The following is a 14,823-nucleotide window of genomic DNA, read 5'->3' as shown; positions in this document are numbered from 1 at the left end:
AGGCGATATTAATTTGATATACTATGGTTCTGACCCCTTACAATCAGAATTCTTCTTCATCTCAAGGATATTATTTTATGGCACCTCATGCACAGCATAATGCCAATCATTTTGCTAAAAGCTCTGAGCACCCTGCCGACTATAATAAAGACGAATACCAACCACCTACGCACGGCTTTGATTTTGCTAGTCAAAACTATACAAATAGTGCGCAGCAACCTCTACGGGTTCATGTAGAGCGTGTGGTACGTCAGTACTTTGCGATGTTAGGAGATGAGATGCCCACTGATTTATATGAGCTAATTTTAAAGCAAGTCGAAGAGCCTCTCTTATCTGTCGTCCTAGAAAAAACAAGAGGCAACCAAACCAAATGTGCTCAGATATTAGGCCTAAATCGAGGCACCTTGCGCAAAAAAATGAAAACCTATGATTTAATGTAGCATTGTTATATGAGCTTACCCATCATCATTGACTATCATTATGTATGGCAATTAAATGTTTCTCGCTTTATCTATCATGATACGGCATACCGTTGTCATCATCACCTTGCCAGACGTTTACGTCAGGCTTTTTTTATGGAAAATTTCTTATGAGTACAACCCCACTTGCCCTACTATCGGTCTCCGATAAATCTAATATCGTCGAGTTTGCTCAAGGCCTTCTCAAAGCAGGTTTTGGTTTATTATCTACTGGCGGTACTTATCGTCTGCTCACAGAAAACAATGTCGACGTGACTGAAGTATCAGATTACACAGGCTTTCCTGAAATGATGGATGGTCGTGTCAAAACGCTGCATCCTAAGATTCATGGTGGCATCCTAGGACGCCGCGGTACAGATGATGCAGTAATGAGTGATCATGCGATCGAACGTATCGACTTGGTCGTCGTGAACTTATATCCGTTTGCTGAAACTATCGCACGTGCTGACGTGACTATGAACGACGCTATCGAAAACATCGATATTGGCGGCCCTACCATGGTGCGTTCAGCAGCGAAAAACCACGCTCATGTAGGTATCGTAACTGATCCAGCGGATTATGACCGTGTACTTAACGCCTTAGACGGTGGTACCAAACTGACAACTGCTTTACGTTATGACTTAGCAGTAAAGGCGTTTGAGCATACGGCACAGTACGACGGTATGATTGCAAACTTCTTAGGTAGCCGTGTCAACGAAACTCAAGAACCAGAAAACTTCCCACGTACATTCAATGTCCAGCTTGAAAAAGCACAAGACCTACGCTACGGTGAAAACCCGCATCAAAACGCGGCTTTCTATACTGAAAACCAGCCTTTGAAAAGCAAACAAGCCTCAATCGCAACGGCTAAGCAGTTACAAGGCAAAGCGCTATCTTATAATAATATCGCTGATACCGATGCTGCGCTTGAGTGCGTTAAAGCTTTCAGCGCGCCTGCCTGCGTTATCGTTAAGCATGCCAACCCTTGCGGTGTCGCAGTTGATAATGACCAAGTAGCGGCTTACCGCACTGCTTTTAGCACTGATCCTGAATCGTCTTTTGGCGGTATCATCGCATTTAACCGTCCGTTAACGCTTGCTGCGGCAAAAGCCATTATCGACAATCAGTTCGTAGAAGTAATCATTGCACCTAGTATCGAAGACGGTGTACTTGAAGCGACAGCTACTAAGAAAAACGTACGCGTATTGGTATGCGGCGAGCTACCGGCACCAGATCAGCGCGATATCCAACTTGACTATAAGCGCGTTAACGGTGGCTTACTAGTACAAGAGCAGGACCTCGGTTTGATCACGGCTAACGACCTAAAAATCGTCACTGATGTACAACCAACTGAAGCGCAAGTGGCAGATCTACTATTCAGCTGGAACGTGGCAAAATACGTCAAATCTAATGCCATTGTCTACGCAAAAGGCCAACGTACTATCGGTGTTGGCGCAGGCCAAATGAGCCGCGTTAACTCAGCACGTATTGCTGCTATCAAAGCAGAACATGCCGGACTAGCAACTGAAGGTGCTGTTATGGCATCAGATGCGTTCTTCCCTTTCCGTGATGGCATCGACAATGCTGCTGAAGTAGGTATCTCTGCTATCATTCAGCCAGGTGGTTCTATGCGTGATGACGAAACCATTGCTGCTGCTAATGAGCATGGTATCGCGATGGTATTCACGGGCATGCGCCATTTCCGCCATTAAATAATCATCTATTGATTTAAGACTGGGATTAGTCACAGCAATTGTGTTTGTCACTGCGACTAATCCCAGTCTATATAATATTTGTGATAATTAACGTTAAAGTATCAATCAAAAAAAGCCACTGCATCAATCGATACAGTGGCTTTTTTAATATCTAAGAATAATAAACTAGCAAATACTTAGCGTCCTTGTGCGTTTGCCATGTTGCTTTCATTAATCTCAACCGTATATACCATACGTAGATAGTCCAAATAGTCTTGCAACTGGTCTTGGCCTAAATTGTCACGAATAATACTGGCTGTTTGCGCTCGTTGCATATCAGACAGTGGTGACTGCTGCTCAGTTTTAATACGGTCTCCAACCAGTAGCGTTGCACCCATCTCAGTCTCACTAGCAATCGCAACAACACCGTTATCCGCGGCTTGCTGGCTAAAGGCCAATCCACGCTCTTTGTCCGTTAGCTGCGTCGTTTGACGATTAATCTCACCCAGTGCTTGGAAACTAACCGATTGCTTACTGATATCAGCTGGCGTCTTGATACCAGCAGCCAATGCTTTAGCATCTTTTAAAGCTAATGCTGTCGCTTTCTGCTGACGGAGTATCTGAGTGATCCTTGGGGTTGCATTTGCTAGAGCAAGCGTCTTAGTAGGACGATAATTGCTTGGCTGTAGCCATACGGTACCGTTACCAACTTCCACGCCTGCCGTTACCGCTTGATCTTGAATGGTAAATTCATCAAATGCCTGTTTAACCACTGCTGGTTGCGGCAATGCAGACTTATTATTCACTTTACGATAATCCTTGATACGCTTTAAACTGACGTTTTCTTGCTGTGCAATATCTTCGATACTGAAACCATCTGCCGCCAAATCATTGATTGACGTTACTTTATCAGCATAGATTTCCTGACGTTTATATTCTTTTGCTTTCGCAGTCAGCTCATCACGCATACTGTCTAGACTTGGAATCTTTTTGCCATTGTCTTCAGTAACCGTAAATATCTGATAACCAAAGCTAGTCTTGATAGGCGCAGTCACATCACCAACGCTCAACCCTTCTAGTGCCTCTTGCACAGTATCTGCATCACTGCCAAACACTGACGGATTAAAGCGTCCGATATCACCACCTGTTTCACCTGATGGATCATCCGACTCTGCTTTGGCAAGCGCAGCAAAAGCTTCACCTTTATTCAGACGTGCTCTCACTTTATCGGCTCGTGTCTTAGCATCTTTACCAGTAAACAGTATCTGACTGACTTTACGCTCATCAGTAGCCGCGATGCTTTGTTTATAAGCTTCGTACTGTTGCTGCAATTCTTCTGCGGTTACTTCATCAACCTTGATAGTTTGCGGGCTGAGCTGAATATAAGCCAAGTCAACCATCGCTGCACTTTTCAATGTGTCTTTGTTGGCATCATAGTAAGACTGAATGTCTGTTTTGCTAAGCTTAACTTTGTCAGCATAGTCCTGCCAATTAAAGCGGTGTACCCAAACGTTGCGCGATTCAAGTTGCAAATCAATTAATTGACTGACCGCTTGCATAGGATAGACAGCCGTACCAACGATACTGGCATTTAATTGATCCAGGCTTAACTGATTGCGAAATTCTGCAAATAGCTGGTTTTTGGTCATGCCGCGCTGACGCAAAAAGTTTGAGAACTGATCGTTTGAAAAGTTACCCTCTGCATCTTGGAATATTTCTTCTTGACGCAGCAGACGATTGATCGTGTCGTCAGAGACTGTCATACCAAGCTTGCCTGCTTGCTGCTCTAACAACGTACGGTCGATTAGACCTTTTAATACTTGCTCATGAAGCACATCTTCATTCAATAAGCTGGCATCTTCGACTTGCTCTAGTACTTCAGAACGACGGCTATTGACAGCAGTTTGATACTCGGACAATCCTACGCTTGCCTCACCTACCTGCGCAATCTGGTTGGGATCGACGTTGCCGCCAAAATAGCTTTCGACACCCAAGAGAGCGAGCGGCGATAGGCATAAAATCAATAAAATGCGACCTGGCCAGCTTTTTAAGAAATCGCGCAATTTATCCATAGTTATCTCTGCTTTATTAACCTATATTGATGAAAAACCATTGTAATACTGTTAGGAGCTGTTAAGTGCAACCTGCCAATATCAGTGCTATCTAAGCTCGCAATGGTAAGAGTAAGAGCGTATGCATTTTATAGTAAAAAACAAAATTTACTAAAGAAATCTGACTTAAATGACACACCTATCGCGCGCCCTATGATACGTGATTTTTCATGCAGACTCAAAATATTCACGACGCATGATACAAACTATAGCGATAAAAAAAGCACCTAAATATTAGGTGCTCTCTTCGATGGCTAGCTCATTACTTCAGCTATGAACCACCGACTATCATTTTATGCTTAAAAAATCGGCTTAGTTCAAGCGCTCTTTTAAGTTTTTACCAGCTTTGAAGCTTGGTACTTTGCTTGCTGGAATGCTTAGCTCTTCGCCAGTCTTAGGGTTACGACCAGTGCGCGCTTTGCGATCTTTTACACTGAAAGTACCAAAGCCAACTAATGAGATGCTATCGCCAGCTTCTAGCGCTTCGCCAACACTTTCCATAACAGCGTTTAGTGCATCACCAGCTTGGGTTTTATTTAGACCACTTTTGTCTGCGATGCTATCAATTAATTCTGACTTATTCATAAAATTTCCTTCAAGTTTAAGGGGGTAATAAATGCTCACGCCAAGTATTGTAACGCTCTCATGGTGCTTACGCAATAAAAACTACCTAACTGGCGCATTAACAGGTTCTTCTTTGTTATCGTCTTTATATCAAGGCAGCATAAGGAGCGCAAGCGATTTTACATATTTTTGTGCTCTACACTACGTATTTGACACCTAATGTTACGCAAAGCGTTAGGAATTTATATATAAGTGGCTCTGCATAACTGAGACGATTGGCTTTTCTATTTTCTACGCTTTGACAGATTTGTCAATTGCCGTCTGTGCATTGCTATACATTAAGTTTGTATATTACTGGTCATAAATAAGAGTGTCTTTATTGACTGCTAAATTGTAATGTAATAGTTTAGCCACTACAGAAACTAGCGTTACTTTTTATTATAAAGACGTTACTATAAGCAAAATATCACTGCAAGTCTTGGGCAAATACAGACTTCTGTTTGCTCAATAACTAAAACTTGCTAAATAAAAAACGGATTACTTACATGAAGCGTTCTACGTTGTCTCACTCTTTTCTTAATATCATTTTAGTATTTATCGAGTCGGCGCTGACATTACTGTTACGTTTGGATCCTGAACTGCGTAAGGCCGCTTATCCGCTCGCCAAGCAAGGCACCGTGGTGGCGCTTCGCCTGTATTTACCACATGTAGAAGTATTTGCCACCTTTAGTACCAAAGGCGTGTTACTAGATGCGCAACTGCCGATTGGTCGTAGTGAGCCTGACGTGGTTATCAATGCCTACAGCATTCAAGTTATCAACGCCATCACCACTCATGATAGCGAAACCACTGAAAAGCTACAGATGCGCGGTGAGTTGATTCAAGTACAACTGGTCAAACAGTTTATTATGCAACTTGGGCTTGGCAGCTTGATTCAGGGTCTGATAAAAAAGATAAAGGGTGGTAAAACTAAAACCAAACCTACAGAAGCTGACTTGGAAGAAAAAAAGAACAACTACAAACTGCGTATTAAAGAACAGCAAACACAGATTAATACCTTAACTATCAAAAATCGTGAACTTGAAACAACCGTAAAAGAGCTTCAGAGCAAGCAAAAAACGTTGATGATTGTCACTGTTGTGGCGCTTGTCATTATGATCGGCTCAGTCATCGCACTATTGATGAATTAGTTTTGGTTCGCTGAATTACCTATAAATAAGCGTTCAATGTCTTCTATAGATATTGAACGCTTATTTTTTACTTCATTAAATATATCTGAGCAGACAAATTAAGCTGCTTATTTCTCACTCATATATCTCTTCTAGACATCATTGTTTTTATCAATTACAGCAATAAGCTTGATTAACCATTGAACCACACTTTAATCTTGACTAAATTACTCGGGATTAAGTATAATTACCTTAATCGTTGCACACATCGGGTTAATCATCTGTTGTTCAATAACGATAAGACAAAACTTAGCTGACGTATGATTGGTTGCTCTTTTTATCTTATGAGCACTGATTCAAACTTTTGGCTAAGATCGTTGTTAAACATAAATGACATCAAGTTTGGAGATAACACATGCGTTTGACTACTCGGGGCAGATACGCTGTTACCGCATTATTAGATTTGGCATTACAGACCAGCCAACAAGACAGTGCTGTATCATTATCCGATATCGCCAAACGGCAATCGATTTCAATCTCGTATCTCGAACAGTTATTTTCTAAGCTCCGCAAACGTGGTCTTGTCACGAGTATTCGCGGTGCTGCAGGTGGTTATCACCTAGCTAAGCCATTGAATGAGATAGATGTGATGAGCATCATATCTGCGGTTGATGAATCAGTAAACGCGATGCAGTGTGAAGGACGCGGTGACTGTCAAGGTGGTACAATGTGCCTAACTCACGATCTGTGGTGTGCACTATCAAATCATATCGAACAGTACTTGAAAAATATAACATTAGCGCAATTATTAGATATGGAAAACGTGCAGTCAGTCTCAGAGCGTCAGCACACCTCTACAAAAGATATTTCCATAAAAGACATTAATACTATTACTCTATCGAACAGCGAGGCAAACCCAGCATGAGCCAACATAACAACCTTATATACTTAGATTATGCCGCCACTACCCCAGTTGCTAAATCAGTAGCTGCTAAAATGAGCGAGTATTTGACTGTAGATGGTGTCTTTGGTAACCCAGCTTCACGCTCACATGGTTACGGCTGGCAAGCGGAAGAAGCAGTAGAAACTGCTCGCGGTCAAGTTGCTGAAGTTATCAACGCTGATCCACGCGAAATCGTCTTTACTTCTGGCGCGACTGAGTCTGATAACCTAGCCATTAAAGGTGCAGCACATTTTTATCAGTCTCGTGGCAAACATATCATTACCAGTAAAATTGAGCACAAAGCTGTATTAGATACTTGCCGTGAGCTTGAGCAAGAAGGTTTTGAAATTACGTATCTTGAGCCGCAGCCAAGCACAGGTCTTATCCTGCCAGAGCAAGTAAAAGAAGCACTACGTGATGATACGATTTTAGTATCACTTATGATGGTAAACAATGAGCTTGGTACTATTACTGATGTTGCAGCAATTGGTGAAATCACTCGCGAAGCTGGCGTGGTTTTCCATGTTGATGGCGCACAGTCTGTTGGTAAAGTAAAAATCAATCTTGAAGAAATGAAAATTGATTTGATGAGCTTCTCAGGTCATAAAGCATATGGCCCTAAAGGTATCGGCGCATTGTTTGTTCGTCGTAAGCCACGTATCCGCTTGAAAGCTGAGCAACATGGCGGTGGTCATGAGCGCGGTATGCGTTCCGGCACTCTACCGACGCATCAGATCGTTGGTCTAGGCGCAGCATTTGCTTTAGCTAATGAAAGCTATGAAGCCGACCATGCACATGCAGTCAAACTACGTCAAAAGCTTTGGGATGGCCTACAAGACATCGAAGAGATTTACTTAAATGGTGACCTTGAGAATAGCGTACCAAACATTGTAAACATCAGCTTTAACTTCGTTGAAGGCGAGTCATTGATGATGTCACTTAAGGACTTAGCTGTATCATCAGGTTCAGCCTGTACGTCAGCGACGCTTGAGCCATCATATGTACTACGTGCTATTGGTCGTCCAGATGAATTGGCACATAGTTCAATCCGCTTTAGCTTCGGCCGTTATACTACTGACGAAGACATCGATACTGTTATCAAACAGATGCATGAAGCTGTTGATAAACTACGTGCTCTATCACCACTTTGGGATATGTATCAAGAAGGTGTTGATCTAAACTCAGTCGAGTGGGCTGAGCATTAATTTCTAATATAGCTTTTTAGTATAGCTAGCAAGATATATTTATTAAACAATTGATCAGACAATTAAATTAAGCGTTTGACCCCAATTATCGATGAGTAGTTAGACACTTAAAGTTGATAAACGACTACTCATCATCTAACTAGGAGAAAACCCCATGGCCTATAGTGACCAAGTTATTGATCATTACGAAAATCCACGCAACGTTGGTAATCTTGATAAAAACGCCAAAAACGTTGGTACCGGTATGGTCGGTGCCCCAGCATGTGGCGATGTAATGCGTCTACAAATCCAAGTCGACGATAATGGTATTATCGAAGATGCACGTTTCAAGACTTATGGCTGCGGTTCAGCGATTGCTTCAAGCTCGCTTGTTACTGAGTGGCTAAAAGGCAAAAGCTTGGATCAAGCTGGCGAAATCAAAAACAACGATATCGCTCAAGAGCTAGCATTACCACCAGTAAAAGTGCATTGCTCTGTACTTGCAGAAGACGCCATTAAAGCCGCTATTAGCGACTATAAAGGCAAGCATGGCGTTGCGGCTCCAGCAGAAGAAGCTGCGATCTAAGCTAGGCTAAACCTGCTAGCGTATGCGCTACGTTGTACTAGCAACGCTAAAGTAGCAATGTGTAATCGCTACTGACGCTAAAGAGGTGACAATGACACTTATGTAATTGTCACCTTTTGTTTTCTAATAGTCGCAAGCCTATTGTTTTGGTAATTTCATAATTCTGATTACCAGTTTATCTAGATTTTTTATTGATACTTATGATTAATAGTCAATGGGAGTTGGCATGATTGAAATGACAGAACGCGCCGCTCAGCATGTTCGAGACTTTTTGGACAATCGCGGCAAAGGCGAAGGCATTCGAGTTGGTATCCGTACGGCGGGTTGCTCGGGCCTGGCTTACGTTTTAGAGTTTGTAGATACCCCTGATGAAAACGACACGCGCTATGAAAGTCGCGGCGTTAGCATTTTCATTGATCCTAAAAGCCTCGTATATTTAGACGGCTTGTTGATGGATTATGAAAAAGAAGGTCTAAACGAAGGCTTTAAATTTACCAATCCTAACCAAAAAGGTGAATGTGGTTGCGGTGAGTCGTTTACAGTTTAATTGTTCAACGGCTGAAAACTGATAGATTTATGCTTCAGTAAGCTTTCATAAGAACAGTGCAGTATCTCTGCTATCGCCGTGAAAAATGGCTAATTTAGTTAGGTAGCCAAGCGATTGAGATATTCTTAGCTAGGTCATGACCTCAAAAATAAATAAAAAAGTAAGGCATCAGATTATGACAGATATTACTTCAGAACCACAGTTTGATAACTTCTTTGCCCTATTTGAGCAGCCTGTACAATTTGAAATCAACCAGAGCAATCTAGAGCAACGTTTGCGATTGCTGCAGAAACGCTATCATCCTGATAATGTTGCCAAAAATCAGACCGATATGGTTCAAGCACAGTTGCAGTCTGAAAAAGCGTCGGCTTTAATCAATCAAGCGTATCAAACGCTAAGCGCTCCTGATAGCCGTGCTGGTTATTTACTAGACATGGCAGATCAAGCACAAAACATAGAGCACTCAATCGCAGATTTGGACTTTTTGGAAGATGCGATGCAGATGCGTATGGATCTAGATGATGCTATCGAAGACAAAGATCTTGCAGCCTTGCAGCAATTACACCCTCAGATTACAGAGCGTCTAGTAAATCAATCTGAACGCTTTAATAATGCTTATCAAAATCAAGATTGGCAAACAGCGATTGATGCTACACAAAAACTAAAATTTTTAGTTAAGCTAAATGCTGATGTGACGACTGGGCTTGATGATGTTGCAAATTCATCGCATTCAGATGATGATGACTTATACGTCTAAACATCTGTGGTTATGACTCTCACTAACAAGCTAAATTCTATATATTTGGTTAAAATAGTGACCGTGATACCGTATAATCTTTGAGTCTAAGCGCATCAAACTGTCAGAATCCTTATTCCATGGAATGAGATTACCGACGTTAAGCTCTCGTACTGCATATGTTATATTTGCTCCATTTCACTTATTTATTTTATCTCTGAGTTATCCTTATGTCTTTAATGCAAATTGCTGAACCCAATCAAAGCGCTCAACCTCACCAACATAAATTTGGCTTGGGCATCGACCTTGGTACTACACGATCGTTGGTTGCTGTGGTGCGTTCAGGTAAGGCACAAGTCTTAGAGGCAGGCGCAGCGACAGATACATTATTACCGTCTGTTGTCTATTATCCAGCTACTGGTACGCCATTGGTTGGCTATGACGCTCTAGCGCATTTAGCGGATGATCCAAAAAATACGATCGTCTCGGCTAAGCGTTTTATGGGTCGTAGTCAAGCTGATATCAAATTCTCTCATCCTTATGAGCTGTCTGGTAACAAAGACGATATGCCCGCCTTTGTAACGGCTCAAGGTGAGGTTTCCCCTGTTGCAGTATCGGCGCGTATACTAGCCGCTCTTGAGCAACGTGCAGCGAGTGCTTTACCTGCAGATAGCATTGAAGGTGCCGTAATTACGGTTCCCGCTTATTTTGATGAAGCACAGCGCCAAGCAACTAAAGATGCCGCTCAAGCAGCGGGTATCAACGTACTTCGCTTGTTGAATGAACCAACAGCGGCGGCAGTCGCCTATGGTCTTGACCACTCATCAGAAGACAGTAAGAAAGAAAGCTATTACTTAATCTATGATTTGGGTGGTGGTACTTTTGACGTCTCTATCTTAAAGCTTACCGATGGCGTCTTTGAAGTGTTGGCAACTGGTGGTAATAGCGCACTAGGCGGTGATGATATCGATCGTCTTATTACCAATTGGATTATTAAACAACTAAATATCGATCCAAAAGATGTAAGCCTACATGACAAATCAATACTAGCTCAACAAGCCAAAGCTTATAAACAAGCACTGACTGATGCTGATCAAGTAGACATCAGTGTCACTGTCAATGGCCAATCTTATCAAGGTGTATTAAGCCGTACAGATGTGCTAACGATTGTAGAGCCTGTTAGTCGCCGTACGCTCAGCGTGTGCGAACAAGTCCTACGCGATGCTAAGCTGTCTACTACAGATCTAGATGAAGTTATCTTAGTGGGCGGTTCGACTCGTATGCCTGCCGTACAGCAAGTCGTGAGTGAGTTTTTTGCTAAACAGCCACTTTGCCGTCTGAATCCAGATGAGGTGGTTGCTTTAGGTGCTGCTCAGACTGCTCATCAATTGGTTAACGGGGATAGTGATAATAATTTATTATTATTGGACGTAACGCCATTATCATTAGGTCTTGAGACCATGGGCGGTTTGGTTGAAGTACTCATCCCACGCAACACGCCTATCCCTGTGAAGAAACGTCAGGTGTTTACCACTTATCAAGATGGTCAAACAGGCATGGTGATTCATGTGGTGCAAGGTGAGCGTGAAACGGTGGAAAACTGTCGTTCACTTGGACGTTTTGAGCTGTATGGCATCCCGCCAATGAAAGCCGGGTTTGCTCGTATCGAAGTTACCTTTAGCATCGACGCTAACGGTCAGCTTACTGTCAGTGCACAAGAAACTACGACCAAAACAGAAAGCAAAATCGAGATTGTACCTTCTTATGGTCTATCAGATGAACAAAAAGAACAGTTGCTGATTGCAGGGTTTAAACACGCAGAAGAAGACAAAAACGCGCGGTCTTTAATTGAGACAAAGGTAGAAGCGGAACGTGAAGTACTTGCCCTAGAGTCGGCACTTAACGAATTTGCGGCGTTGCTTTCTACTGAAGAACAACAATCACTAGCAGAGCATATACAAGCGCTACGTAACTCTCTCAGCACTGATGACTTAGCGCTTATTGAAGCACAACAAGCACAGCTCAAGCCACATAGTGATGCCTTTGCTGCACGTATTATGAATCAAAGCGTCAAGACCAGTATGGCAGGTACTAGTGCCAAAGACTGGTAATAAATACATCGACATATATAGCTTAGCTAACACGTTAAGCTAATTTCTAATATTTTTTAAATTGATTAGCATCGGACAGATAATTTATGCCAAAAGTTACCGTACTACCCCATCACGAAATCTGCCCTGAAGGCGCAGAAGTTGAGTTGCAAGCTGGTGAAAACTTATGCAAAGCACTACTAGAAAAAGGCATTAAAATCGAGCATGCCTGTGAGATGTCGAAAGCTTGTACTACATGCCATGTTGTAGTACGTAAGGGTTTCAACAGTTTAGATGAGATGGATGATATTGAAGCTGATCTACTTGATCGTGCTTGGGGACTAGAGCCTGATTCACGTTTATCTTGTCAGGTCATGCTTGATGATGAAGACTTGACCATCGAAGTTCCTAAATATACCCTCAATCATGCTAAGGAAAATCATTAAACACTGATGATACTTTCTAGTTAAGATTAAAAAAGGCCAGCTATGTGATAGCTGGCCTTTTTCTATATAGGATTTTGAGACAATAAGCTTAAAACGCTTACTTGCGATTGGCATTCTCACGTTTACTTTCTGCGGCTATGCTCTTTACTACTTTTTCTTCCTCTTGCTCGATGCGTTCCAGCGCAAAATTTAAACGAGCTCTAATATCTTGATAATCATTGTCTTTCATATCTTTAAAATTCAAATGCAAATTGAAACCAGGCAATGTGTGGTCAACCCATTTAGACAGATGACCTGTACTGGCACTAGGATCAAGTACTTGCCATGCATCGACCTTTTCATCAATTCCCTTTAAGCAAAATGCGGCAACGTGCTCGCATTCATAGTTATGGCATATATAATCGTAAGTGCTTTCACTAACCAATATCTGATCTTTGCCCGCACAGGACTCAAGCCTAGAGGCTAGGTTGGCTTCTTTACCAATAATTGTATAGCTTAATCGACTACTACTACCAAAATTACCAACGTGACAGTAGCCAGTGGTAATACCAACACGTATATACAAGCCTTCAAACCCCATCAACCGCCATTTTTGGCGCAAAGTACGCATTTCTCGGCGCATATCAATTGCCATTGCCACGCAATCTAATGCATCTTGACGCGATCCACAGCTATTCGGTTCACCAAAGAAACATACCATGCCATCACCAATGAACTTATCAAGCACTGCACCATGTTTATCAGCGATCGACGTCATGCAATGCATATAAGTATTGAGGATGTCTGCCAAGTTGTCAGAGCTTAGACTATCAGACAGTTCGGTAAAGCCGACAATATCCGAAAACATAATAGTTATTTTTGCGCGTTTATTAGAGACACTAACGGGGCTATCCGATTTGACAATAGGCTCCCAAATTTGTGGGGGTACAAATCGAGTCAGTTTATTGATCACTGATACCATCGTGCTTAGGCGTCCCGCTGCCTTATGGGCGGAAGCCTTATAACCAATATATTCTTGATACATACGTCGAAACTGACATAGGATAACAATCATACTAGCTAGCAGTACGGTAGGTGGTAGCCAACTATCACCGCAGTCCAATTCATCATTACTTAAAATGGTACCCACGTAATAAAAAACAATAGCCGTTATAAATGATACTGTAAGCAATTTGAGCTGGTTCTCAGGCCGGCTAAGAATGATACGTATACCAATCAAAACAGCCAAACTGATTGATATGATCATACAAAATTGTAGGGAGCCAATGACAACCGATAATAGAATAGTAACGATGTTAGACGTCCAAAAGCTGGTCTGGCGTCGATAGTTGTATATCAGGATCAGGAGACTTGGCAATGTAATAATAACCAATAGTGCCATTGAGATAGGACGGAAGTCGTAATATATAGCACGCAAAACAACCGTCAGTATTAACACGAACACTTCTGGATAATCGAAACGACAAACTCCAGCATCTTTCAGCGGCGACCTTGATTTTAGTGTCTCTGAGAAGGTCATATGAGTTTCACTTAAATGTTTCGAGCGATATGAGAGACAAGGATATAGCACATGTGCATCATTTGCCCTTATGACGATTTATCATAAGATATATCTAATAATATATTATACTTTTGAAATAAGTTTAAACAAGGTTACTGATGACTAAAAGACGACCTTTTGTCTAGTTTGTTCGCTATTTTACAGTTTTTATCCAAATTTAAATAAAAAGAGAGGCCAGATACATTTAAGTATCTGGCCCCTCTTTTTATTTGAATTCAATCTATCCTTATTGAAGGCAGAATAGCATGATAATTACATTTGCCAATCAAACGGCATTTGGTGATGACCACGTAGCGCCATCATCAATGTTTGCTGCATTTGCGCCAATACTTCTTTAGTATATGGAACAGCTGGCACACCCCATACTGGGTTTGGCCATTGCATATCATTTTGATAACGGACAATGTGATGAAAGTGAAGTTGTGGCACTTGATTACCAAGAGCGGCTACATTCATTTTATCAGCTTGAAAGGTTTTGGCTAACTGGCTCGATAACCAGCTGGACTCTCGTAAGAACTGTGTTTGATCTGCCTCAGACAGCTCATATAACTCTTTGATACCGGATACACGTGGCACTAATATCAGCCAAGGAAATTGGCAGTCATTGATTAAACGACAAGTGGATAATGGAAAATCCCCCACTAAAAAACTATCAGCAGCAAGTTTATGATGAAGTTGGAACATAATGACGGTTCTCTTGTTGTTTAATGCAAATAAAAATACAGAAGGTTAAA

Annotated in this window: 14 protein-coding genes; 10 read left to right on the top strand and 4 right to left on the bottom strand. The window is 41.9% G+C overall.

Annotation, left to right across the window (positions count from 1 at the left end):
• The first annotated feature begins 77 nt into the window (after nucleotides 1–77).
• The gene (gene fis, locus ACIGBM_RS04545; protein ID WP_394124262.1) at nucleotides 78–440 is read left to right on the top strand and encodes a DNA-binding transcriptional regulator Fis; all 363 of its coding nucleotides are present in this window, start codon (nucleotides 78–80) and stop codon (nucleotides 438–440) included.
• A 149-nt stretch (nucleotides 441–589) separates the two neighbouring features.
• Entirely contained in the window at nucleotides 590–2,170 is a 1,581-nt protein-coding gene (gene purH / locus ACIGBM_RS04540) for a bifunctional phosphoribosylaminoimidazolecarboxamide formyltransferase/IMP cyclohydrolase (protein ID WP_102090397.1), read from the top strand.
• Between the two features lie 179 nt (nucleotides 2,171–2,349).
• On the opposite strand, the gene ACIGBM_RS04535 is transcribed toward purH, so the two are convergent.
• Both ACIGBM_RS04535 and ACIGBM_RS04530 read right to left on the bottom strand, forming a co-directional pair.
• Nucleotides 2,350–4,224 carry a SurA N-terminal domain-containing protein gene (locus tag ACIGBM_RS04535; RefSeq protein WP_397476910.1) on the bottom strand — a complete coding sequence of 625 codons (1,875 nt, stop codon included), beginning with the start codon at nucleotides 4,222–4,224 and terminating at the stop codon, nucleotides 2,350–2,352.
• Between the two features lie 351 nt (nucleotides 4,225–4,575).
• A complete protein-coding gene (locus ACIGBM_RS04530; protein WP_045445077.1) occupies nucleotides 4,576–4,848 on the bottom strand; it encodes an HU family DNA-binding protein in 273 nt (90 codons plus the stop codon).
• A 524-nt stretch (nucleotides 4,849–5,372) separates the two neighbouring features.
• On the opposite strand from ACIGBM_RS04530, the gene ACIGBM_RS04525 reads away from it, so the two are divergent.
• From ACIGBM_RS04525 to fdx, 8 genes are all read left to right on the top strand, one after another.
• Nucleotides 5,373–6,017: a hypothetical protein gene (locus tag ACIGBM_RS04525; protein WP_397476909.1), complete on the top strand. Its 645-nt coding sequence runs from the start codon at nucleotides 5,373–5,375 to the stop codon at nucleotides 6,015–6,017.
• A 394-nt stretch (nucleotides 6,018–6,411) separates the two neighbouring features.
• The gene (locus ACIGBM_RS04520) at nucleotides 6,412–6,921 is read left to right on the top strand and encodes an Rrf2 family transcriptional regulator (protein ID WP_057759222.1); all 510 of its coding nucleotides are present in this window, start codon (nucleotides 6,412–6,414) and stop codon (nucleotides 6,919–6,921) included.
• Entirely contained in the window at nucleotides 6,918–8,144 is a 1,227-nt protein-coding gene (locus ACIGBM_RS04515; protein ID WP_397476908.1) for an IscS subfamily cysteine desulfurase, read from the top strand. Before ACIGBM_RS04520 ends, ACIGBM_RS04515 begins: the two co-directional genes overlap by 4 nt.
• Before the next feature lie 154 nt (nucleotides 8,145–8,298).
• A complete protein-coding gene (gene iscU / locus ACIGBM_RS04510) occupies nucleotides 8,299–8,709 on the top strand; it encodes a Fe-S cluster assembly scaffold IscU (protein ID WP_057759218.1) in 411 nt (136 codons plus the stop codon).
• 226 nt (nucleotides 8,710–8,935) lie between these two features.
• Nucleotides 8,936–9,256: an iron-sulfur cluster assembly protein IscA gene (gene iscA, locus ACIGBM_RS04505; RefSeq protein ID WP_021814983.1), complete on the top strand. Its 321-nt coding sequence runs from the start codon at nucleotides 8,936–8,938 to the stop codon at nucleotides 9,254–9,256.
• Between the two features lie 175 nt (nucleotides 9,257–9,431).
• Complete coding sequence (gene hscB / locus ACIGBM_RS04500) at nucleotides 9,432–10,013, top strand: Fe-S protein assembly co-chaperone HscB (protein WP_397476907.1); 582 nt, start codon at nucleotides 9,432–9,434, stop codon at nucleotides 10,011–10,013.
• A gap of 209 nt (nucleotides 10,014–10,222) precedes the next feature.
• A complete protein-coding gene (gene hscA, locus ACIGBM_RS04495; protein ID WP_397476906.1) occupies nucleotides 10,223–12,103 on the top strand; it encodes a Fe-S protein assembly chaperone HscA in 1,881 nt (626 codons plus the stop codon).
• 86 nt (nucleotides 12,104–12,189) lie between these two features.
• A complete protein-coding gene (fdx, locus tag ACIGBM_RS04490; RefSeq protein ID WP_101206134.1) occupies nucleotides 12,190–12,528 on the top strand; it encodes an ISC system 2Fe-2S type ferredoxin in 339 nt (112 codons plus the stop codon).
• 97 nt (nucleotides 12,529–12,625) lie between these two features.
• Here fdx and ACIGBM_RS04485 read toward each other — a convergent pair whose 3' ends face one another.
• Together ACIGBM_RS04485 and ACIGBM_RS04480 are read right to left on the bottom strand one after the other, a co-directional pair.
• Nucleotides 12,626–13,657 (bottom strand): adenylate/guanylate cyclase domain-containing protein, encoded by a 1,032-nt coding sequence (locus ACIGBM_RS04485; protein ID WP_397476905.1) that lies wholly within the window; start codon nucleotides 13,655–13,657, stop codon nucleotides 12,626–12,628.
• Between the two features lie 684 nt (nucleotides 13,658–14,341).
• A complete protein-coding gene (locus ACIGBM_RS04480) occupies nucleotides 14,342–14,773 on the bottom strand; it encodes an HIT domain-containing protein (protein ID WP_057759208.1) in 432 nt (143 codons plus the stop codon).
• Nucleotides 14,774–14,823 lie beyond the last annotated feature (50 nt).

The sequence above is a fragment of the Psychrobacter sp. NPDC077938 genome (assembly GCF_044542635.1).
Lineage (GTDB): Bacteria > Pseudomonadota > Gammaproteobacteria > Pseudomonadales > Moraxellaceae > Psychrobacter.
The sequence above is the reverse complement of the archived record's forward strand: the minus strand, read 5'-3'. Positions and strand labels throughout refer to the sequence as shown.

Bases quoted from the DNA above. Each gene is read 5' to 3' on its own strand.
- fis (WP_394124262.1), top strand. From the start codon at position 78: ATGGCACCTCATGCACAGCATAATGCCAATCATTTTGCTAAAAGCTCT.
- purH (WP_102090397.1), top strand. From the start codon at position 590: ATGAGTACAACCCCACTTGCCCTACTATCGGTCTCCGATAAATCTAAT.
- ACIGBM_RS04535 (WP_397476910.1), bottom strand. From the start codon at position 4,224: ATGGATAAATTGCGCGATTTCTTAAAAAGCTGGCCAGGTCGCATTTTA.
- ACIGBM_RS04530 (WP_045445077.1), bottom strand. From the start codon at position 4,848: ATGAATAAGTCAGAATTAATTGATAGCATCGCAGACAAAAGTGGTCTA.
- ACIGBM_RS04525 (WP_397476909.1), top strand. From the start codon at position 5,373: ATGAAGCGTTCTACGTTGTCTCACTCTTTTCTTAATATCATTTTAGTA.
- ACIGBM_RS04520 (WP_057759222.1), top strand. From the start codon at position 6,412: ATGCGTTTGACTACTCGGGGCAGATACGCTGTTACCGCATTATTAGAT.
- ACIGBM_RS04515 (WP_397476908.1), top strand. From the start codon at position 6,918: ATGAGCCAACATAACAACCTTATATACTTAGATTATGCCGCCACTACC.
- iscU (WP_057759218.1), top strand. From the start codon at position 8,299: ATGGCCTATAGTGACCAAGTTATTGATCATTACGAAAATCCACGCAAC.
- iscA (WP_021814983.1), top strand. From the start codon at position 8,936: ATGATTGAAATGACAGAACGCGCCGCTCAGCATGTTCGAGACTTTTTG.
- hscB (WP_397476907.1), top strand. From the start codon at position 9,432: ATGACAGATATTACTTCAGAACCACAGTTTGATAACTTCTTTGCCCTA.
- hscA (WP_397476906.1), top strand. From the start codon at position 10,223: ATGTCTTTAATGCAAATTGCTGAACCCAATCAAAGCGCTCAACCTCAC.
- fdx (WP_101206134.1), top strand. From the start codon at position 12,190: ATGCCAAAAGTTACCGTACTACCCCATCACGAAATCTGCCCTGAAGGC.
- ACIGBM_RS04480 (WP_057759208.1), bottom strand. From the start codon at position 14,773: ATGTTCCAACTTCATCATAAACTTGCTGCTGATAGTTTTTTAGTGGGG.